Origin of the sequence: Paenibacillus stellifer (assembly GCF_000758685.1) — a bacterium.
GTDB classification, from domain to species: domain Bacteria; phylum Bacillota; class Bacilli; order Paenibacillales; family Paenibacillaceae; genus Paenibacillus_AQ; species Paenibacillus_AQ stellifer.
The window spans coordinates 5,463,480-5,483,867 of the sequence record NZ_CP009286.1; the positions used below are offsets into that span (position 1 = coordinate 5,463,480).

The following is a 20,388-nucleotide window of genomic DNA, read 5'->3' on the forward strand; positions in this document are numbered from 1 at the left end:
GCCTATTGCTCTTGCCAGGCAATCCTTATCCTGCAACGCCAGGCGCTCGGCGGCTTAATCCGCCATCCTTATTGGGCTGCGATCGAGAAGACGAGCGTTTTTCGGCATTGTTCACGAGGACGTTTACCCTGTAGTTGCCCACGGTCACCTGCTTGTCGGCCAACTGCATCCCTGCTTCCATGTCGGCGCAATTGGAGGCGAAGAAGGTATGAAAAGTGCTTGCATCATATGTAAACAATTGATTGGCGAACAGCCTGATCGGCTCTTCATTCCGCGCCAGCGTCCCTTCACGGAGCCGAACGGTAATGCCGTATGTATTGTATGTCGGATCGAGCCAAATCGCCGCTTCTTCCGTCGCCGCCACGCTTCCCGCTCCGGTATTGCCCATGCTTCCGCTCTGCTGAACCGCAATCTTCTCTTTCTCATCCTTAAATAATCGAAGCGTTGTGTCCAGCAGATCGTAATTGGAGCCGCGAAGCTGTCCGGCCTTCAGCAGCGTGTCATACGCATCCCACATTTGCTTGTCCGGGAACACAACGATTTTCTGCCCGCCAGCTGTCGGCACGAGCCGCTGCAGCTTGTCGGCCTGGGGCTGGATCGGAATCCGCTTCGTCTTGTCGATGAGGCGGTTCAAAATCACGGCGATTCCGCTCGCGTCACATAGCGGCCTACGCCGAACTTTCCGTCCGGATACCCTTGCATGATTCCTTTGATCAGCGATTCCGCAATGAATCTCTGCTCGCGTTCGCTCGCGCTGGTCAAATCTCCATATGCCGCAGCCACCGAACAGCTGAACTGCTCATCCTCGAGGAACTCGGTTTCTTGAAGTGTATAGAACAAAACCTCCGCCACATTTTCCCGGGTCATATCACTCTGAAAATCGCTGTAGCGGCTTTTGTTCAGAAAATTCAAGTCGCTCGCCACATCGATATAGGGCTTGGCCCAGTATCCCGTCATAGCGGGTTTGAAGTCGAAATACCGGTAATCCTGCTTCAGGATCGTGCGATTCTCTTCCGTGAGCGAAGCAAGAAAAGAGGTGCGCCAACTTCGCTCCTGATTGGGATGAAGGTTACTGAACGACAAAATCAGCATCTTGACGAACTGGTCCACCTGGACTGGCTCGTTAGGCCGAAAAGTCCCGTCCGGATATCCGTTCAAAATCCCGTCGGTTACCATTGTTTCAATCTCTTTTTGCGCCCAATGTCCGCTGATATCCTTGAATGCGGCGCTTGGCGTTGCCGTACTCGTTGTTCCGCTTGCTGCCCCGGCAATCCCGGCCGTCCCGATTAAGCCGGTCAGCAAGCAAATCGCCGGCAGTATCCGCACACCCTTTCTTCCGATTCGTCTTAGCACCTGTCCTGTCATTTCCGGGCCTCCTGATATTCATATGGCATTTTAAGTAGTAGAGTAAGCTGCCATCATTCAGAAAACCACATTACGAGGGGCTGACGCCTCTCCTTTCGTTGTGAATAGGCCGAACGGCCGCCGCCGGCTTGCCGGCAGTTCAGGGCAGGTGTAGCCCAAAATGACCACAACGGCTCAAATGGGGAGAAGAAACAGGGGGATTCCCAGGCAATGAGAAGTGCGTCGGTGTACCCGCTTTGTCAGCTTTACTTACCGTCTTCAAGCTCTCGTCTCCAGAGGCGCCCATTTCCCGCTTGGAAGTCATTGCCGGATCATCGCTATATATCTCCTAAGTGAGGCTATCGGTCGGTTATCCCTTCAGACGTTCCCAATCCGGGGCCTCCTGCCGCACAAGCGGCGCAACTTTCGTTCCGAACAGCCTTATCGCCTTCATTACCTCCGCGTGCGGCATCGTGCCATGCGGCAAGTGCAGCAAAAACCGCGTAATCCCCACATGCTTGCGCAGGTGGATGATTTTTCGGGCGACGGTCATTGGATCTCCCACATAGAGCGCGCCGTCAAAACGGCAGGCAGCCTCGTAATCCGAACGTTGATACGGCGGCAGTCCTTTCTCGATTGCCCGCACGTTCGTTCTGGCATAGGTGGAAGGGAAAAACTGTTCCAGTGCTTCTTCATTCGTCTCGGCGACATATCCATGCGAGTGCGACGCTACCGGCAGCCGGGAAACATCATGTCCGGCCCTTGCCGCCGCTTCCTTATAGAGCCGCACCTGCTCGGCGTAATCGGAAGGATTCACCTTGCCGATAATCGCCAGCGCAAAAGGCAATCCAAGCTCTCCGGCGCGGACCGCGGATTCCGGACTTCCGGCGCTGCCGATCCAGATCGGCAGGGGGTTCTGCACCGGCCTCGGGTATACCCCGAGATTCGGGATGGCGGGCCGGTGTCTGCCGCTCCAGTCGACCTGCTCCGATTGCTGCAGCTTCAGAAGCAGGTCCAGCTTCTCCTCGAACAGCTCCTCATAGTCCTTCAGATCATAACCGAACAACGGAAACGACTCCAGAAACGAGCCGCGGCCGGTCATGATCTCCGCACGTCCTCCCGATAGACCGTCAAGCGTTGCAAAATCCTGAAATACCCGGACGGCATCGGCCGAGGATAAAATGGTGACCGCGCTGGTGAAGCGGATGCGCCGGGTCAATGCAGCCGCAGCCGCCATCACCACCGCCGGCGAGGAAGCGGCAAAATCGGGACGATGATGCTCACCCACGCCGAAAACATCCAGTCCCACCTCATCCGCAAGCACCATCTCTTCCACCACTTCACGCAGACGCTGCGCATGACTCATCGTTTCACCCGTCTGAACGTCGGGAGTTGTTTCTACAAAGCTGCTAATTCCAAGTTCCACTCTTACAATCCTCCCACGCGATTATGTAATTCTTTCATTCTATCTCTTTAAACTTTTGAATTCAAAATTTTAATTTCATGGCCTGGAGGATGCGGCGGAGTATTCGAAAAAAACTCAGAAATTATTTCTGCAATGCAAGAGTCGTTAGGATAGAAATCAGGACGTTAAAAAGCCTGAGTCCCTATGAAAACAGAACTCAGGCTAATATATGGCTTATTAATGCTGTCTACTTGCAGGGATCACTTCATACGCGGTTAGGCTTGCAGCATAAGCTTCCTTACACAACCGACAGGAAACGCTCCACATCCTCGTCCACGGTCGTAATGCCGCCGATTCCGAAGGTCTCCACCAGAATGTTCGCCACGTTCGGCGACAGGAAGGCCGGCAGCGTCGGGCCGAGATGGATGTTCTTGACGCCAAGATAGAGCAGCGCCAGCAGCACGATGACGGCTTTTTGCTCATACCAGGCAATGTTGTAGCTGATCGGCAGGTCGTTGATGTCGTCCAGACCGAATACCTCTTTCAGCTTCAAGGCGATGACGACCAGTGAATAGGAGTCATTGCACTGGCCCGCATCCAGCACGCGAGGAATGCCTCCAATATCGCCGAGGTCGAGCTTGTTGTACTTGTATTTGGCGCAGCCTGCCGTCAGGATGACCGTGTCATTCGGCAGCGCCTGGGCAAAGTCTGTATAGTAGTTCCGGCTCTTCATCCGTCCGTCGCAGCCGGCCATGACGAAGAAGCGCTTGATCGCCCCGGTCTGTACCGCCTCTACAACCTGGTCCGCCACGCCCATTACAGCTGCGTGAGCGAAGCCGCCGACAATCTCTCCGGTCTCTATTTCCACGGGAGGCTCGGAGGCCTTGGCCTGCTCGATGATCACCGAGAAGTCTTTCGGTGCTCCATCCTTGCCGTCTTCGATATGCTTCACGCCCGGATAGCCTGTGTTGCCGGTCGTGTAGAGCCGGTCCTTGTAGCTATCCTTCGGCGGCACGACACAGTTGGTCGTCATGAGAATCGGGCCGTTGAAGCTCGCGAACTCCTCATTCTGCTTCCACCAGGCATTGCCGTAATTGCCGACAAAATGGCTGTATTTCTTGAAAGCCGGATAGTAATGGGCGGGGAGCATTTCGCTGTGTGTATACACATCAACGCCTGTGCCTTCCGTCTGCTTCAGCAGCTCTTCCATGTCCTTCAGATCATGGCCGCTTATCAGGATGCCGGGACGGCTGCCTACGCCGATATTGACCTTCGTGATCTCCGGATTGCCGTAGGTCTCCGTGTTGGCCTGGTCAAGCAGCGCCATGACGGTAACGCCGTGCTTGCCGCATTCCATCACGAGTCCGACCAGTTCATCCGCTGTGAGTCCATTGTCCAGCGTAGCGGCCAGGCCGCGCTCCAAGAAGGCTTGGGCCTCTGCGTCGTGATAACCGAGAACCGCAGCGTGCTCCATATAGGCGGCCATCCCTTTGATGCCGTAGGTGAGCAGCTCCCGCAGGGAGCGGACATCCTCGTTCTCCGTCGCCAGCACGCCGACCTGAGCCGCTTTGTCCTCAAGCTCGGCATCGGTCGCCAGCGACCACTGAACGGCGTCATGGCTTCCAAGCGGAATAGCAGCCAGGGAACCGGCCAGTCTGTTCTTCCACTGCTCCCGAATCGCCAAGCCCTCTCTAACCCGGGCGATAAAGCCTTCGCGGTCAAAATTGGCGTTGGTGATGGTCGCGAACAGGCTTTTGACGATGAACTGCTCCGATGCGAAATCGATTACCCCAAGCTCGCGGCCCTTCGCCGCATACACGGAAATGCCTTTCAGCGTGTACAGCAGAAGATCCTGCAGATTGGCGACGTCGTCGGTCTTGCCGCATACACCCTGTATGGTGCAGCCCGTACCTTTCGCGGCTTCTTGGCATTGAAAGCAGAACATGCTGCTCATGGTTTATCCACTCCTTTTGATTTGGCGGTAAGTCGTTTCTGTCGGCATCTTTACTTGTTGTACCGATTGTAGTAGACTGGCCCCAAACATTCGGTAACGCATGTTACCGTTTATTTAAAAAATTGAGAGTCGGATAACCTGTCAATTACAATACCGGCCTTTGGATTGGAGGCTGCAGATGAAGCTGGAGGCGGAGGTGCTGAGGACCTCTCTTCTTTTTCGCGGTAAGACGCCGGATGAGATTAACGGACTGCTGGATACGATGCGGTTCTCTGTCCGCAGCTGCCGCAAGGGCGAAATGATCATAAGCGAGGGAGAGACGGCAGACCGGCTTGGCATCGTCCTGTCCGGAGAGGTCGAAGTCCACAAGCTGCAGCCCGGAGGCGGGGGCATCACGATTGCCCGCTTGGGCAAGGGGCAGACGTTCGGAGAGGCGGTGCTGTTCCGCAGAGATAACCGCTACCCCGCCACCATCATGTCATCAGGCCGCAGTTCGGTCATGTTCATCGGCAAGCAGGAGTTGCTGCGCCTGTTCGCCGAGGACACTGACATGATGTCCCGGTTCATGGAGAATCTCTCCGAGCGGCTTGTCATGGTGAACCGGCAGATCGAGATGCTGTCGGCGGGGCCGCTGCGCCGCCGGATCGCGCATCATCTGCTCCAGCTGGCTCAGCGGCAAGGAACGGACAGCGTTCGCCTTCCGTTCAGCCGCAAGCAGTGGGCCGAGCATCTGAATGCGGCCCGGCCCTCCCTGTCGCGGGAGATGGGCATCATGCGCGACAACGGCTGGATCGCCTTCAAAGGGAACACAGTGACGCTGCTGGAGCGGGAACGGCTCAAGGAGCTGCTGGACACGGGCAGATAGGAGCGTGCTGCACCGGTGCGGAGCGGCCTGCATATAAAAAATGACCCGCCCGACTCGGGGGGGTCATTCTTCTTCCGTGGCCTCGAGCAGGCCATCGGCGATCAATGCTTTTTCAAACAGACGAACCAGTTCGGCATCATAGTGGATGCCTGATAGCCGCTTCAACTCGTCCATCGCGACTTCGGCAGGAAGCCCCTTGCGGTACGGACGGTCGGAGGTCATGGCGTCGAAGGTATCGGCGATTCCGATAATTTTGGCCTCCAGCAGGATCTCGTCCTCCTTGATTCCGTAAGGGTATCCCGAGCCGTCAAGTCGTTCGTGATGCTGGAGAATGATTAAACTGACTTCCAGACTGTAACGTTCTTTAACAATCATATAACCGTCATAGGAATGCCGTTTGACAATATCGAACTCTTCGGGCGTCAAACGACCTTCCTTATTCAGGATTTCCTCAGGCGTATAAATTTTGCCGACGTCATGAAAGATGGTAGCCAGATATAGGTTCTCCAGCTGCTCTTTGGTAAGCACGATCATTCTTGCTATTCGCAGGGAATGCTCCTGTACTCTGACGCTATGATGAAATGTATAATTATCCTTTTCCTCAACCTGTTTAACAACCTCAGCCAAAGCTACTACTCTGTTGCTAACCAGATAAAAAGCAGGCTTGGTCGTGTACCATAGCAGTTTCATATCGGTTGTAGGCGTGAAAAACACCGCTTCTTGCAGATCCTTTACATAGAAATAATCATTTTGCTTTAAAGTGACTTCTTTCTCTTTGCTCTTATAGATGCACTCACCCTCAAGTATGTAAAAGAACTCCATAGTTTCTGTATCATCACTTGGATATACGTAAAACATTTTGTTATTGCGTATAGTTTGAAGAATTACCTCAGAGCCATCACCTCTAGCCAATAGAGACAAATCGGAAGAATCATATCTGGCTGTTTCAATGCTCTCTCCATTTTTCCCAAGATAAAGGCCCATAAGTTTTGTTCCTTTCTACCAAACTACATTTATTGGATCGATCCACACTTCCCGGTCGGCGATTTTCACAAGCTTCCAGAAATGGTCAGCGATTACTCCAAGCTCGGCGGCCTGTGCGATCGCGTCATCGGCAATCTGGAGGGTTTCGTTATAGAGGTCGGTGATGAGCTTGTCCAGCTCGGTCGTGTACTGCTTCGTTCTTGCGGCAATCAGAGAATCCAGTGCGGAAGCGGTCTGATTCAGTTCATTCACGCTGGCCTGAACCTGCGAGGAGCCGCTGCCTTGTGCATTGAACATTTGGGCAACCACTTCATCCGATGCGGCCTTGATTTCCTTAATATCAGCAGCAATGCTGGCGTTCTCTTGATCAAGCTTGTTCTGAACCTCGGCGGCTTCGGCAGCGATCTGAGCTTTTTGGGAAGCATTTTTTTCCTTGTCGAGCTTCACGTTCAGATCATCCAGCTTATCGTTCAGCTGATTGGCGGCCTGGCTTTCTTCAATAGCCTTAATATCTTGCAAATAGTTCTGTTGTAATATATCGGCTGCTGCTACCGCATTTTCAATCTTGGTTTCAATTTGAGTGTTGGCCTGCTCAATAATTTGCAGTGCCTTCTGTTGATCTTCGGTTGTGCTGCTTGATACCGGCGAAGCAAATACGGACCCGCTGATCAGGAAGAGCACCAGCATGAGGGGCGCAGTGCTTGTCAGTAGCTTCTTAAGCATTTCACATTACCCTTTCTTTGGTTGGATTATTTTTCTTATCCATTATAGTATTGGCGATTGCCGTTTTACTAGCGTATTCGTGGAAGAATCAGGCGATTCGACAAAAGAATTAGAAAATTCTCTACACTTTTCTCATATCTGCGGTCCACGGTTCATATCTCCGCATCCAATCCTCCACCTCCTCTTGCGGAATCGGGCGGCTGATCAGGTAGCCTTGAATTTTGTCGCAGCCTACCTCATCAAGAAAGTCCAGCTGATCCGCAGTCTCCACACCCTCTGCCGTTACTTTCAGCCCCATATCATGTCCGATAGCGACAATGGAGCCGGCCAGCGGCATGCTGTCCCCGCTGCCGGGGACACCGTCGATGAAGGATTTGTCGATCTTTAGCGTTGTAATCGGCAGCTGGCTCAGGTAGCTGAGCGAAGAGTAGCCTGTTCCGAAATCATCCAGCGCCACTCCAATGCCCTTGCCTTTCAGGAATTCCAGCTTTGTGCTGATCTCCTCGAAAGATTCCATCACGACGGATTCCGTAATTTCGAGTTCAAGATCATGCGGGTTCAGACCTGTCTCTTTCACAACGGACAGCACCATATCAGTGAAATCATCCGTCAGCAGTTGAATAACAGAAATATTGATCGAGATGTGGCACGGGCCAAAGCCCTTCCGGTTCAATTCAGCAATGAAACAGCAGGCGCTTCGCAGCACCCATTCTCCGATCGGCACAATGAGGCGGCAGTCCTCGGCTATCCGGATGAAAGAGAGCGGCGACACGAAGCCGAGCTGCGGGCTGTTCCAGCGGATCAGCGCTTCGAATCCCCATACCTCTCCGGTCTGCCCGTTCACTTGCGGCTGGTAATGCAGAGACATTTCTCCATTGTCGATCGCATGTCTCAGATGCTTCTCGATCACCACCCGCTCGTCGAAATGCTGCTGCATGCTTTTTCCGTATAAAATATAGGTGCCTTTGCCCGCCTGCTTCGCTTTATACATGGCGATGTCGGCATTCTTGAGCAGTGTTTCGGCGGTTGTGCCGTCTTTCGGATACTGGGCAACTCCGACGCTTACCGAGACATGAATGGTGCTGTCTCCGAGCTGGAACGGCTCCTTGAAGCTCTGAACCAGCGCTTCGGCATAGAACACCGTCTGCTCCGGGGATGCCGTATTCTTCAGGAAGATCACAAATTCATCGCCGCCGAACCGGTAATGCCTCGTCGTTCCGAGATCCAGCTTCCTTAACCGCTCTCCGGCCTGCATCAACAGCCGGTCGCCGAACGTATGCCCCATGCTGTCGTTGATATATTTAAAATTGTCGACGTCCATAAAAAACAGCGCCGCTCCGGCATCCGGAGACTCGTCGATAAAATCCTTCAGCTCCTCGGCCAGCGACAGACGGTTCGGAAGCCCGCTAAGCTCGTCGTTGTAGGCCAGAATCCGATACTTCTCCTCGCTCGCCTGCAGCAGTTCCTGGTTCTCGACCACTTTGTTATACTGCTCCATCAGCTCCTGCTGCAGAGCGGTCAGCTCCTCATAAGTCATTTCCAGCTCCTGATAGCTGACCTGCAGCTTGCTCTCAAAGCCCTTGCGGTCCGTGATGTCGGTCATGGAACCGGCGAACCGGATGAAATCACCCGCCTCATTGCGCAGCACCCTGCCCCTCGTCTGAAACCACAAATAGATGCCGGACTTGGAGCGAAACCGGGATTCACAATAGTAGTAAGCGCTTCTGCCTTCCAGATGGTCCTTGCGCTGCTGCTCATCCTCCTCAAGGTCTTCGGGGTGAAGAATAGGCGTCCAGCCTCTATGGGCTTCTTCAAGTTCGCCTGGCTGGTAGCCGAGCAGTTCATACCACCGGTCCGAGAAATAATAGGTCATTGTCGTCATATCGAAATCCCAGATGACCGAATCGGCTCCATAAGCCGCCAGGCTGAATCGCTCGTTGCTGGCTGTCAGCTGCTTGCGGATTCTGCGGATGATTCCGGCATGAATCAGCAGAAGCAGAATAAAGATGAGCAGCGCGGCGAACACCGCAATCAGAGTCAGGACAAGCGTCCGATAGGTCTCATAGAATGAGAAAGGCCGGTTGACCACCTCGCTGCCCGGAGGGAGGCTCTTCAGCGAAACGTGAAACTTCGTCAGCTCGTTATAATCGAACACGTCGCGGCTTGTCCCGGCGTAGGAGACTGGAATGCTCTCGGGGTTCTCTCCCCCAAGCACACGCAGCGCGAGATTGCCGGACTTCTCTCCTTGCAGCTTGCCGCTGAGGAGGCTTCCGCCGAACGCTCCGTGATTCAAACCGAAATCATAAGTATGATAGACCGGAACGGCGCTGGCTGCGGCAAGCTCGCTCGACATCCGGTCGAATTCGATAATTCGTCCCGTGGCGTCACTGTAATAAGTTGTCATCAGCAGAATGCTGTCCGAACCGAGCGATGCCGCCCTTCTCTTCATCTCCTCGCCGGACAACCGGTTCATCGGATAAATATGGAGATCGGGATTCAGCGCCTTGATCTGGCTTTCGACCATTTCTCCTGTTGACAGACCGCTCTCGGAATTATCAAAAATCAAATAAATGTTTCGAATAGCAGGATTAATGTACAGCGCCATTTTAACCGTCTCGGCTGTCGGTAAATTCTCAATGACGCCGGTCAGATTACTATGGGCCGGAAGCTTGGAATAGCTGACCTCGTTGACACCGCTGAAAATAATCGGCGCATCGTTAAACAGCTCATGCCGGTACTTAAGCGCAAAATCCAAAGCGGCATCGTCCGTTGTCACGATGACATCGATACGAACATCCGCGTATTTGCCCTTGACCAATTCGTAGAAGCGCTCCAGGTTCTCCTTGCTCGGATACCGTTTCCAATCCAAATACTCGATATAAATAACGGGAACCGTCTTCGCCTGTTCCAGCCGGTCCACCAGTCCGTCATTCTGATCGTCCGTCCACTCAAAGCCTTTATGGTAAGAGTGAAGGACCAGCACATTCTGCGCAGGAGCATCGGAAGCAGCAGCGGTATTCGGTGTAATGCAGAGCAACATAAGGAGCAAGAGTACTAATCCGACACCTCTTCGCCGCCTGCTTGTACGATCAGACCCAAGACCCATCGCGCACACCCCACTTATTTAGATCCCTTCCTCCGTCTGGAGGACAACCGGGAATTTTCGACATTTATAGATTCGCTTCCAGCTATTTCCCCTCCTTCTATTGTCGGAAGAAAGCTTGAAAATTTATAGACAAATTCTTCTTTTTATACAGCGTGTACAGCGAGCCATCCCTGCTGTCAAGCGTATATTCCGGCCATTGCCCTGAAGAAGGCCTCAGCCGAATGTCTGCGCTTGGCCGCCGTCCGCAGGCGTTTCCCATACTTGAAAGATAGCTTAGCGGTTATGGACACAGGGAGAGCATCCAAGTTAGAATGGACTGGAATAACGGCAAGGACCGGGCGGCGCTGCGCACAGAGCCCGGTGACAGGAGCGATTAGAGATGCCTACGATCAAAGACGTCGCCTTACGGGCCGGCGTATCCGTTACTACTGTATCCCGCGTGCTGAACAACCGCGGCTATTTAAGCGAGGAGCTCAAGAAGAAGGTCTACCACGCCATGGACGAGCTCCATTACCGGCCCAACGAGCTGGCCCGTTCGCTCAGCCGCTCCAAATCGAACCTCATTGGACTGATCGTTCCGAATGCGGCCAACCCGTTCTTCGGCGAACTGATCAGCCATATTGAAGAGTATGCCTACAACCAGGGTTATCGGCTGCTGCTGTGCAACTCCCTTCTGGACCGCAAGAAAGAAGCGGAATACATCGACATGCTCCGCTCCAGTCGCGTGGACGGCATCATTCTGGGCAGCCATACGCTGGAGGTCGAGGATTACCGTCATATCCACCTGCCTGTCGTAACGTTCGACCGGCAGATATCGGACGATATCCCTTATATCAGCTCCGACAATTACCGGGGCGGAGAGCTGGCGACAACGCTCCTCGCGGACAAGGGATGCCGCAAAATCGCCCATATCGGCGGGCACCCCCATCCCGATCTGCTGGCACTAAAGCGCCTGGACGCCTTCAAGGCGGTTGCGATGAAGAGGGGAATTGCGCATATCGAAATCCATACGGATGTCGATGTGTTTCATTATCCGCAGTATGGGCCCTTAACCGCCCGCCTGCTGGAGGAGCATCCCGATATTGACGGCATCTTTGCCAGCAGCGACATGATCGCAGCCTATGCACTCAAGGTGTGCCGGGAGCATGGACGCAAAATTCCGGGCGACATTAGAATTGTCGGATACGACGGCGTGAAGCTGACGGATCTGTTCTCGCCTTCCCTGACAACCGTGGCGCAGCCGATTCCGGATATGGCACGCCGCGCCGTGGATCTCATCATCCGGCAAATGCAGGGCGGCCAGGTGGAGATGGAGCATGTGTTTCCGGTTGAGCTGGTGGAAGGCGGCACGGCGTAAAGCCAGCGACTTCGACACACAAGCCCTGAAGACATGAAGGCATGAAGGCGTCCGTGTGGAAATGCAAGTGTGCGGGATTGAAGGATGGAACCGTCTGGAAAGAGTATCCGGACCCGATTAAGGACTGACGGCTGAAAGCCGCAGTCCTTTTTTCGCGTGCCGGCAGGGAGATTCCCTATTCTTACTTAAAGTAGGTAAATGATGATAAGTTATGATATAATCGCAGTACTGCGTTTTGTTGCAGTCGTGAATACTGCTGAATAATCCATAAAACCTGATATACAGGAGGTCTTCTATGAAACAGCTTCATGATGTACCCGTCTCCGTGCTGGACCTCGCTCCCATTGTGGAAGGCGCCACCGCTGCCGATTCGCTGAAGAACACGCTGGATCTCGCACAGCATGCCGAGCGCTGGGGATATAACCGCTTCTGGCTTGCCGAGCATCACAACATGCCCGGCATCGCAAGCTCGGCCACCTCGGTCGTGATCGGCCATGTGGCCGCAGGCACGGAGCGCATCCGGGTCGGCTCGGGCGGCATTATGCTGCCCAACCATGCGCCGCTGATGGTGGCGGAGCAGTTCGGCACGCTGGAGTCGCTGTTTCCCGGCCGGATCGATCTCGGCCTCGGCCGCGCGCCCGGCTCCGACCAGCCCGCCTCGCGGGCAATCCGCCGGGGCTTCGGAAGCGACGGCAGCGACTTCCCCGAGCAGCTCGCGGAGCTTCGGGCTTACTTCGACCCCGAGGGAGCGGACCGTCGTCCCCGGGGCGTACAGGCCGTTCCGGGCGAAGGGCTGAACATTCCCATCTGGCTGCTTGGCTCAAGCGGCTTCAGCGCCCAGCTTGCCGCCCGGCTCGGCCTGCCGTTCGCCTTCGCCAGCCATTTCGCGCCGGATTATCTGCTTCCGGCCCTGCACCTGTACCGCACAGGCTTCCGGTCGTCGGAGACGCTTGAGAAGCCGTATGCCATGGTCGGACTGAACGTTGTAGCCGCCGATACCGACGAGGAGGCACAGCGGCTCGCTACCTCCGGACAGCAGCAGGCGCTTAGTCTTGTGCGCGGCCGTCCGGGGAAGCTGAAGCCGCCGGTAGACAGCATGGACGAGCTCTGGAATCCGATGGAGAAATCTCTCGTCCTCGGCCGGCAGCAGTACGCTGTCGTCGGCAGTCCGGATACCGTGCGGGATCGGCTGCAGCAGTTGCTGGAGGAGACGGACGCGGACGAGTGGATCGTGACCTCGCAAATCTACGATCATAACGCACGGCTCCGCTCCTATGAAATTTTATCCAAGGTGCTGGTTGTCTGACCCGAACCTTGTATGTTTCATTCCGATCAAGTCCGGCTCCTGCGCAGGAGCCGGACTTTTTAATGGAGTTACACCGATATACACCACTTGCCCCCCCTTTTGTCCCGTATAGCCCGGCCCTAAGGAGTATTGTACGGCTCCCTTACTTTATACTATATTAATTCGCAATAGAGAACAGAAGGATGCTTTGGGAAGGGCGTCCGCATTTGGAAGGAGCCTTGAAGATTTCCTTTGGGAAAGGAAGCTGAGCGAGTTCATGTTAGGTTGTGAGGTCTCTTGCATGGCGAGCGGCTTGCCCGCCGCAGTCAAACCCCTGTCGTTCGTTGTAGGAAACGCAAGCGTTTCCGCCCCCTCTGAAACTCCCCTGTCCGCCGCCTCGGGTCAACCGTACATCTTTCTCCGGCAAGTCGCGGGCGCCTGGTACAACTGGGTCCTGATCATACTGGCAGCCGTAATTCTCCTGTTTATCATCTTCAAAAGGATTAAAGTCAAGCGATGAATCTGCCGCCCTCATCCCTAATGGTCCCGTCTCCGGGCGCTGCCCCTCCTGCTTGTTCCGCCACCCTGCACAAATAGGGTTTCCGGCCTGAACATGATAAAATAGAAGGGCTGACGAAGTCATAGAGGAGATGAAGAATTTGAAGCAAGAGGTTATAGAGCGATTCATTTCATACGCGAAGGTCGATACACAGGCGAACGAGAATTTCGAGACCTGCCCTACGACTCCGGGCCAACTGGAGCTGGTACGGAAGCTTGCGGACGAGCTGGCGGAAATCGGCCTGGAAGACATTTCGATCGACGACAACGGCTACCTGTTCGCCACACTTCCATCCAACACCGAGAAGGAGGTTCCCGTCATCGGCTTCCTCGCTCATGTGGACACCGCCCCCGAGACTACAGGAGCCGGCGTGAATCCGCTTGTAGTCGACGCTTACGACGGCGGGAATATCGTGCTGAATGAGAAGCTGAACGTTGTGCTCTCTCCGAAGAGCTTCCCGGAGCTTGCCGGATACGTCGGCCAGACCCTGATTACAACCGACGGCACCACGCTGCTCGGCGCGGATGACAAGGCGGGAGTCGCCGAAATCATGACGGCTATGAATTACCTGAAGCAGCATCCGGAGATCAAGCATGGCAAGATCCGGGTAGGCTTCACCCCCGACGAAGAAATCGGACGGGGACCGCACCGGTTCGATGTAGCAGCCTTCGGCGCCGAGTATGCCTATACGATGGACGGCGGTCCGCTCGGCGAGCTGGAATACGAAAGCTTCAACGCAGCCGTTGCGAAGGTTGTTTTTCATGGAATCAGCGTCCACCCCGGTACAGCCAAGGGCAAGATGATCAACTCAGCGAAGGTCGCGATCGCCTTCGTGGACCGGATGCCGGCCGGAGAGGCACCGGAATTCACCGAAGGACGGGAAGGCTTCTATCATCTGGCCTCCTTCCAGGGAGGTGTGACGCTAAGCACCCTATCGTATATTATCCGCGATTTCGACCGCGCCTCGTTCGAAGCACGCAAGACGTTCCTGCACACCCTGGCCGAGGAATTCAGACAGACCTATGGCGAGAAGAGCATCGAGCTGGAGATCCAGGACCAGTATTTCAATATGAGAGAAAAAATCGAGCCTGTCCGCCACATTGTCGACATTGCGCATAAGGCGATGACCAATCTCGGCATCGAACCGGTGGTCAAGGCGATCCGGGGCGGCACCGACGGCTCCCAGCTGTCCTATATGGGACTGCCGACACCGAATATCTTCGCCGGCGGCGAGAACTTCCACGGCAAATATGAGTACATCTCGGCCGACACCATGGTTAAGGCGACCGAGGTCATTGTCGAAATCGTGCAGCTATTCGAGGCCCAGGCTTAGAATATCTACCGTCAAATGGGCACAGACTGGCTCCATTTGCGGCAGCCAACTCAAAGAAGCCTCCTTCTTCGCAGATCGAAGAGTGAGGCTTCTGCCGTTTATTCGCGATGGAACGAATGGGGTCAACGGACGAAGCATCGGCTTATATCAGAACAGCCTATATTCTAGCCCTTGACCGGCATCCATCCCGGTGTATTCGTAATCGCGCCCCAGAGATAATTCGGAATAACCAGACGTTCCTGCGCAGAAGGATCAAGCTCCGTCTCAATGTCCAAGGCACGGTCTGCCTCCACCTTCTCCACCCAGTCGGGATCAATCAGCAATGGACGGCCCAGCGCGACAAGAGCCACGCCGCTGTTCAGCGCTTGAGCGGCGTCCTCTGCCTTGTACAGTGAGCCGACGCCGATGACCGGCGCTTTGCCGCCCGCGCGGTCGACAATCTGCTCGATCCGCGAACGCTTATCCTCGGTCCCCCGGTGCGGGAGTGACCAGAATTCCCGTAGAGAGACATGCAGATAGTCCAGCCCTTCCGCGGTCAGCGCATCGACCAGGGCAAAGGTTTCGGCCATCGTAATGCCTGGCGTCTCCGGCTCCTCGGGCGAGAAGCGGTAGCCGACGATGAACGCCTCCGGACCGGCATGCTTCGCCGCGGCTTTCTTCACTTCGCGCAGCACGGCGAGCGGGAAGGTCAGGCGCTTCTCCAGGCTGCCGCCCCAGCGGTCTTCGCGGCGGTTGGAATGCGGGGAGAAGAACTGCTGCACGAGATACCCGTTCGCACCGTGGATCTCTACTCCGTCAAAACCGGCTTCGATCGCCCGGCGCGTCGTTTCGCCGAAAGCCGCGATGATGCTCTCGATTTCGGCATCAGTCAGCTCGCGCGGCACGGGCCCCTGTCCCCCGCCCGGCAGTTCCGCCGGCACGGCGCTAGCGCTGACCGTCTGGCCGTCCGGCAGCAGATCCGGCGGACATTGGCGGCCGCCGTGGAAAATCTGCAGCACGGCCTTCGCGCCCTGGCCCTTGATCGTGTCCGCCAGCCGCTTCAGGCTGGGAATCAGCTCATCCTTATCCGCTCCGAACTCGCCTGGGAAGCCCTTGCCTCCCGCCGACACATACACGCAGGCTGTAATTACCATGCCTACGCCTCCTGATCGGCGCTCGTAATAAGCGAGCTCTTCATCCGATACCGTTCCGTCGGGATTCGCAGCAAAATTGGTCATGGGCGCCATTACTACCCGGTTCTTCAAAGCCGCCCCATTGGCGAAAGCGTAGGGCTCCAATAGCTCTTGGAATGTTCTTTCCGTCATCTTTGGATTCTGCCTCCTCGCAAATCTATCAGTTGGATGGTCGGCACCGGACCGACGTATCATCAGTCTTCCAGATTACCTTCTCCCCGTAGTTCTTACCCCAGTCATACATCATGCGAAGCACCGGGAGCAGGCTCTGCCCGTACTCCGTCAATGAGTATTCTACTCTCGGCGGCACTTCTGCATACACCTGTCGAAGGACCAGCTGGTCTTCCTCCAGCTCCCGAAGCTGGTTGGTCAGCATTTTTTGGGTAATATGGGGAATTAGTTTCTTGAGTTCGCTGAACCGCTTCGTGCCTTCAAGGCCAAGATGCCACAAAATAATGAGCTTCCATTTGCCTCCGATGACGGCAAGCGTTAGCTCCTTCTCGCAGTTAATCTCTCTAAGGTTGATGCGGTCTCTGATGTCTGTCGCCAAAGCTAGGCAGGCCTCCCTTCGTCTATCCTTTATGATACACCTCCGCCGAAGTCCAAAGCAAAATGCGAAAGAACAGCCCCCTCCGATAGGAGAAGGCCGTTCCTTAATGAAATCCTTCGCTCTTCACTTCATACAAATAGCTATTCCAGGTTGGCATGCTTGCCGAACATCCGGCTTGAAGTCTGTCCGGTCAGCTCCATCAGGCGAAGAATGACCGAGTCATAGAAGAGAAGCAGCGTCTGCTCGAACAGGGAGGCCATCGGCTGAATCGTGAGGCTTCCTTCATCGCTTCGGCTCTTCGGAGCGCCCGGCAGCTTCACGGCCAGATCGGCCAGCCTTCCGAGCGTGGACTCCGGTGCCAGCGTTACCGCGGCAATCTTCGCCCCTGCCGATTTCGCCTTCTCTGCCACAGCGATCAGGCTGCGGGTCTCGCCCGAGCCCGATCCCAGAACCAGCACATCGCCTTCGCCGATTCCGGGAGTCACCGTCTCGCCGACCACATAGACCTCCTTACCGGCATGCATGAGCCGCATGGCGAAGGCGCGGCCCATCAGCCCGGAACGGCCCGCCCCGGCTACAAAGACCTTGTCCGCTTCTTGCACCAGCGCGACCAGCGCCTCCGCCTCCTTCGCATTCAGAAGCGGAGTTGAGCGCCCCAGCTCGTTCATGATTTCCTGCGTGTACCGAACCGTCTCCATAGTCCTTTACGTCTGGCTCACGAGGCGCTTCATCTCGGCGGCAGCGGCTTTCTTGTCCGTCAGGCTTGTAATACCGCCGCCTACGATAACAAGGTCCGGCTGCGCCGCGATCACTTCAGGCAGCGTCTCCAGCTTGATGCCGCCGGCTATAGCCGTTTTGGCATGCTTGACCACACTCTTGATCGCCTTAAGATCCTGGAAGGAGTTCTTGCCTTCGGCCTGATGATCATACCCGGAATGCACGCAAATATAGTGCGCTCCCAGCGCATCGACCTCCGCCGCTCTCCCCTTGATATCCTTCACGTTGATCAGATCGACCAGAACCTCGCGGCCGCACTTGTTCGCTTCATCCACCGCGCCCTTGATCGTTGAATTGTCGGATACGCCAAGCACCGTTATAATGTCCGCTCCCGCCTCGGCCGCCTTCATCACCTCGTAACCGCCGGCATCCATCACCTTCAGATCGGCCAAAACGGTCAGGGATGGGAACGCGTCTTTGATCGCCTTTACGGCATGCAGCCCTTCGTTGATAACGATCGGTGTGCCGATCTCTACGATATCGATATGGTCGGCCACTTCGGCCACTACCTCTTTAGCTCCGGGAATATCTACAAGATCAAGCGCCAGTTGAAGTTTCATTGTATGTTATCTCCTTTACGTTTACGCATGTTGAATGCTGTGTTGGAGTTTATTGTAGAGCCTAAGCTTCCCGTACGGAAGTAGGCACTTTGCCGTGGCGTAGTTACCCTGGGGATACTATTGGGCGTTAGGAGTGAACCTGAAAGAGCCCGCTCCCCAAACAGGGAACAGGCTCTTCTGCGCAATGCGCTCGTTCATTCCCGGCTCATTCTATGAACCGGACTTTATCAACGCATCGAAATGCAGCCCCTGTCCAGGGGCGCACCCGCGCTTCATATGGTTCTGCCGGATACTCACCCTAATCCAGGTAGCCCGCCAGCCCCTTGTCCATCAAGTAATCCATTTCCGCTTCCAGTATGTCCTCCACGGTAATTTCGTCCAGCTTGACGTCGCGGCGGCTCAGCACATAATCGACCAGATCGTCACTGTCGATATCGACCTCGCCCTTGGCGTTCGCCTTCGCACCGTTTATAAAGACCTGAGCATGCTTCAGCACCAGAGCTACCGCCTTGGGATCCGCCTTCGTCTCCTTCACAATATAGGTGATCAGCTCCTGCTCGTTGACGCGCTCTTTCAATGGGGTTCATCCTTTCCTGTTGGGCTCAGCCCCATTGTATCACAATCCGCGCCGGTTCCGTTCATGCCGCAAGGATCGCCCGCCGGAATCAGGAGGCGGTAAATTCTCCGCTCATCGTAACCATATTCTTGCCGTTTGTCTTTGATATGTATAAAGCTTGATCCGCCTGACGGTACAACTCCTCAAAGGGCGCATCGGGCTCCTCGGCATAGACGACACCGATGCTGACCGTCAGCTGTATCAGTCTTCCCCCGTCCAGCATTACATTATGGGGGACGAGCGCATGCCGAATCGCTTCCGCCGACTCCATAGCCTCTTCCCTGCCTGAAGCCGGCAGACAGAGTGCGAACTCCTCTCCCCCGAGGCGTCCGGCGAACGCTCCGTTCCGGCACAAATGCCGAAGCTTCCGGGCAAAGGAAATAAGCGCCTGGTCGCCGGCCAAATGACCGTAGGTGTCGTTCACCAATTTGAAATCGTCAATATCCATCAGCAGCATCGCAAGCCCGTCGCCGTCCGGACCCTTCCAGGCATTGAATGTCTTCAGGAAATGCCGCCGGTTGCTCAGCCCGGTGAGGTCATCCATGGAGGCCTGGTACTTCAGCTCCCGCTCATGGCGCTTCTCATCGCTATAATCCTTCAGCATGAGCAGCATGGAAGCCTGCCCGAAGCCTTCGCCGCCCAGCGGGATCAGCGATACGCCCCAGCATATATCCTCGTTCTCGCCCATATGGAGCTTGATTTCCCCGCCTCTTCGCTCATTAAAGCTCGTCAAAAGGGAAGGATGCTCCTGCAAATATGGAATGAGGGACCGCCCGGCCCAGCTTCCCGATACGGGTCCGAATACCCGGCTCATCAGCCGCTCTCCCGTTTCATTCACGCTGACAATACCTCCGTCCGGGCCAATCACGGCCACTCCCTGGCTGGCGCTATTCTCCCCGTAATCAGTCACAGACGGCCCCATATTAAGTGCCGAGCGGCGGTACACTGTGAAATAAATCGCAACCACCGCCGGGAGCATAACAAGCGCGGTGAAGCCAGGCAGCGTAATATGCAGCGCCGGATTCGCCACAATGCAGGCAACCGGAATCAGCATGCCGATAAGAACAGGTATATGAGGCTTCCTCCGTTCCCGGGGAAGGCGGAGCAGCGAAATGAGAAGCAGAACGGCAGCGTACATGCTGAATAGCTGGTCATACGCAATAAGTCCCATACTGAGCAGCGTCGGCTTCACATAAATGCCGCTGATGCCGGCGACGGTCTCCATGCCTACTGCGCTGCGCATCAGATGATGATAGGAATCGGTAAAGATCAGAAGGAAGTAGAGAAAGATCGGAGAAGCGAGCAGAGCGAGCCTTTTGCGGGAAATGCTGTGCGAGGGAGCTGTGTAATTCTTCACCGCGGCGTAAGCGAACAAGTCGATCAGGAACAAAGGAATCTGCTGAATATTTCGGAGCCATAGCTTAAGCTTGAACATCGGAGCCATGATTTCCGCGGCAGCACCCGTTAGAGCGAGGCCGATCAGCAGCAGCAGAATCCACAGATAACGCCTGCCCGGCAGCCTTCTGAACCGGTAGGACATAATTCCCATATACAGGCTGATAATTCCAACCAGCAACAAGTAGTACGGATATCCTTTCATCCACGGCATGGACATTTCTCCTATTTTTTTATATGGCTTCGACTCATTATATCCTATAACTTCCAACAATTGAACTTGGCCTTCATTAAATTGCGTCTCTTTTTTTGATTGCTTATAATGATGAAGAACTAGAGAAAGGGCGTGATACTCCGCGCTGCGCCGTCCGGGCCGGTTCAACCATCTTCTGTTCGTTCCGCC

The 20,388-nt window shown here is 55.2% G+C and carries 17 protein-coding genes; 4 read left to right on the forward strand and 13 right to left on the reverse strand.

All coding sequences use genetic code 11. From position 1 onward, the window contains the following. Positions 1-25 precede the first annotated feature (25 nt). From PSTEL_RS24990 to hcp, 4 genes are all read right to left on the reverse strand, one after another. Positions 26-640, reverse strand: a complete 615-nt coding sequence (locus PSTEL_RS24990) for a hypothetical protein (protein ID WP_156995961.1) — start codon at positions 638-640, stop codon at positions 26-28. Beyond that, a complete protein-coding gene (locus PSTEL_RS24995) occupies positions 637-1,365 on the reverse strand; it encodes an S-layer homology domain-containing protein (RefSeq protein ID WP_038699573.1) in 729 nt (242 codons plus the stop codon). The genes PSTEL_RS24990 and PSTEL_RS24995 overlap by 4 nt, the downstream gene beginning before the upstream one ends. Positions 1,366-1,714: 349 nt before the next feature. Further along, entirely contained in the window at positions 1,715-2,770 is a 1,056-nt protein-coding gene (locus tag PSTEL_RS25000; RefSeq protein ID WP_038699575.1) for an Atu2307/SP_0267 family LLM class monooxygenase, read from the reverse strand. A gap of 277 nt (positions 2,771-3,047) precedes the next feature. Then, positions 3,048-4,703 carry a hydroxylamine reductase gene (gene hcp / locus PSTEL_RS25005; protein ID WP_038699577.1) on the reverse strand — a complete coding sequence of 552 codons (1,656 nt, stop codon included), beginning with the start codon at positions 4,701-4,703 and terminating at the stop codon, positions 3,048-3,050. A 178-nt stretch (positions 4,704-4,881) separates the two neighbouring features. Between hcp and PSTEL_RS25010 the strand changes: the two genes are divergently transcribed. Further along, the gene (locus tag PSTEL_RS25010; RefSeq protein ID WP_038699579.1) at positions 4,882-5,568 is read left to right on the forward strand and encodes a Crp/Fnr family transcriptional regulator; all 687 of its coding nucleotides are present in this window, start codon (positions 4,882-4,884) and stop codon (positions 5,566-5,568) included. A gap of 63 nt (positions 5,569-5,631) precedes the next feature. Here PSTEL_RS25010 and PSTEL_RS25015 read toward each other — a convergent pair whose 3' ends face one another. The 3 genes from PSTEL_RS25015 to PSTEL_RS26565 form a co-directional block, all read right to left on the reverse strand. Further along, positions 5,632-6,552: an HD-GYP domain-containing protein gene (locus tag PSTEL_RS25015; protein ID WP_038699581.1), complete on the reverse strand. Its 921-nt coding sequence runs from the start codon at positions 6,550-6,552 to the stop codon at positions 5,632-5,634. 15 nt (positions 6,553-6,567) lie between these two features. Beyond that, on the reverse strand, positions 6,568-7,275 hold the full coding sequence (locus PSTEL_RS25020; protein WP_038699583.1) for a hypothetical protein: 708 nt from the start codon (positions 7,273-7,275) through the stop codon (positions 6,568-6,570). Positions 7,276-7,396: 121 nt separating this feature from the next. Then, positions 7,397-10,315 carry an ABC transporter substrate binding protein gene (locus PSTEL_RS26565; protein ID WP_052099010.1) on the reverse strand — a complete coding sequence of 973 codons (2,919 nt, stop codon included), beginning with the start codon at positions 10,313-10,315 and terminating at the stop codon, positions 7,397-7,399. A gap of 445 nt (positions 10,316-10,760) precedes the next feature. On the opposite strand from PSTEL_RS26565, the gene PSTEL_RS25035 reads away from it, so the two are divergent. The 3 genes from PSTEL_RS25035 to pepT all read left to right on the forward strand — a co-directional run bounded on the left by PSTEL_RS25035 (position 10,761) and on the right by pepT (position 14,915). Further along, on the forward strand, positions 10,761-11,738 hold the full coding sequence (locus PSTEL_RS25035; protein ID WP_038699585.1) for a LacI family DNA-binding transcriptional regulator: 978 nt from the start codon (positions 10,761-10,763) through the stop codon (positions 11,736-11,738). A gap of 295 nt (positions 11,739-12,033) precedes the next feature. Beyond that, entirely contained in the window at positions 12,034-13,044 is a 1,011-nt protein-coding gene (locus PSTEL_RS25040) for an LLM class flavin-dependent oxidoreductase (protein ID WP_038699587.1), read from the forward strand. Positions 13,045-13,682: 638 nt separating this feature from the next. Further along, the gene (gene pepT / locus PSTEL_RS25050) at positions 13,683-14,915 is read left to right on the forward strand and encodes a peptidase T (RefSeq protein ID WP_038699591.1); all 1,233 of its coding nucleotides are present in this window, start codon (positions 13,683-13,685) and stop codon (positions 14,913-14,915) included. 164 nt (positions 14,916-15,079) lie between these two features. Here the strand turns inward: pepT and PSTEL_RS25055 are convergent, their stop codons facing one another. The 6 genes from PSTEL_RS25055 to PSTEL_RS26570 form a co-directional block, all read right to left on the reverse strand. Next, positions 15,080-16,219: an NADH-dependent flavin oxidoreductase gene (locus PSTEL_RS25055; RefSeq protein ID WP_038699593.1), complete on the reverse strand. Its 1,140-nt coding sequence runs from the start codon at positions 16,217-16,219 to the stop codon at positions 15,080-15,082. A 28-nt stretch (positions 16,220-16,247) separates the two neighbouring features. After that, entirely contained in the window at positions 16,248-16,637 is a 390-nt protein-coding gene (locus tag PSTEL_RS25060) for a winged helix-turn-helix transcriptional regulator (protein ID WP_038699595.1), read from the reverse strand. 140 nt (positions 16,638-16,777) lie between these two features. Beyond that, entirely contained in the window at positions 16,778-17,335 is a 558-nt protein-coding gene (gene hxlB, locus PSTEL_RS25065) for a 6-phospho-3-hexuloisomerase (RefSeq protein ID WP_038699597.1), read from the reverse strand. A gap of 6 nt (positions 17,336-17,341) precedes the next feature. Further along, a complete protein-coding gene (gene hxlA, locus PSTEL_RS25070) occupies positions 17,342-17,974 on the reverse strand; it encodes a 3-hexulose-6-phosphate synthase (RefSeq protein ID WP_038699599.1) in 633 nt (210 codons plus the stop codon). Positions 17,975-18,272: 298 nt separating this feature from the next. Continuing rightward, complete coding sequence (locus tag PSTEL_RS25075) at positions 18,273-18,551, reverse strand: hypothetical protein (RefSeq protein WP_038699601.1); 279 nt, start codon at positions 18,549-18,551, stop codon at positions 18,273-18,275. 88 nt (positions 18,552-18,639) lie between these two features. Continuing rightward, entirely contained in the window at positions 18,640-20,199 is a 1,560-nt protein-coding gene (locus PSTEL_RS26570) for a sensor domain-containing diguanylate cyclase (protein ID WP_052099011.1), read from the reverse strand. Between the last annotated feature and the right edge of the window lie 189 nt (positions 20,200-20,388).

What these genes read in the sequence shown, in the direction of transcription:
- PSTEL_RS24995 (WP_038699573.1), bottom strand. Translation starts at nt 1,365, where the DNA reads ATGACAGGACAGGTGCTAAGACGAATCGGAAGAAAGGGTGTGCGGATA.
- hcp (WP_038699577.1), bottom strand. Translation starts at nt 4,703, where the DNA reads ATGAGCAGCATGTTCTGCTTTCAATGCCAAGAAGCCGCGAAAGGTACG.
- PSTEL_RS25010 (WP_038699579.1), top strand. Translation starts at nt 4,882, where the DNA reads ATGAAGCTGGAGGCGGAGGTGCTGAGGACCTCTCTTCTTTTTCGCGGT.
- PSTEL_RS25015 (WP_038699581.1), bottom strand. Translation starts at nt 6,552, where the DNA reads ATGGGCCTTTATCTTGGGAAAAATGGAGAGAGCATTGAAACAGCCAGA.
- PSTEL_RS25020 (WP_038699583.1), bottom strand. Translation starts at nt 7,275, where the DNA reads ATGCTTAAGAAGCTACTGACAAGCACTGCGCCCCTCATGCTGGTGCTC.
- PSTEL_RS26565 (WP_052099010.1), bottom strand. Translation starts at nt 10,315, where the DNA reads ATGTTGCTCTGCATTACACCGAATACCGCTGCTGCTTCCGATGCTCCT.
- PSTEL_RS25035 (WP_038699585.1), top strand. Translation starts at nt 10,761, where the DNA reads ATGCCTACGATCAAAGACGTCGCCTTACGGGCCGGCGTATCCGTTACT.
- PSTEL_RS25040 (WP_038699587.1), top strand. Translation starts at nt 12,034, where the DNA reads ATGAAACAGCTTCATGATGTACCCGTCTCCGTGCTGGACCTCGCTCCC.
- PSTEL_RS25055 (WP_038699593.1), bottom strand. Translation starts at nt 16,219, where the DNA reads ATGACGGAAAGAACATTCCAAGAGCTATTGGAGCCCTACGCTTTCGCC.
- hxlB (WP_038699597.1), bottom strand. Translation starts at nt 17,335, where the DNA reads ATGGAGACGGTTCGGTACACGCAGGAAATCATGAACGAGCTGGGGCGC.
- hxlA (WP_038699599.1), bottom strand. Translation starts at nt 17,974, where the DNA reads ATGAAACTTCAACTGGCGCTTGATCTTGTAGATATTCCCGGAGCTAAA.
- PSTEL_RS26570 (WP_052099011.1), bottom strand. Translation starts at nt 20,199, where the DNA reads ATGCCGTGGATGAAAGGATATCCGTACTACTTGTTGCTGGTTGGAATT.